1 pseudogene is annotated in these 236 nt (G+C 51.7%); it reads left to right on the plus strand.

What is annotated here, in order from left to right:
- Positions 1 to 95: 95 nt before the first annotated feature.
- Positions 96 to 236 (plus strand): annotated as a pseudogene (locus SB754_RS22975) (hypothetical protein); the annotation flags it as partial.

Here is a 236-nt window from a genome sequence, read left to right on the forward strand (position 1 = left end):
CGATAGGCTTTGGGCCTGATCTCTCGCAGGCAAAGTGGGGATATGACGAGGAACAGGAGGGACTCTCAGAACGAATCATAATCAAGTTTAGCCACGTGGTCGCAGAAAACACACCAAAGGGTTTGACTGTCGAACGGTTTTCCCAGTTGGTGAAGGACAAGACGAACGGCCGAGTGGAAGTCCAGGTCTTTCCCAACAGCGTCCTGCATTCTGAAAGTACGGAATTGTCTGCCCTG

It is taken from the genome of Leifsonia sp. SIMBA_070, from assembly GCF_046534635.1.
Classification (GTDB): domain Bacteria; phylum Actinomycetota; class Actinomycetes; order Actinomycetales; family Microbacteriaceae; genus Leifsonia.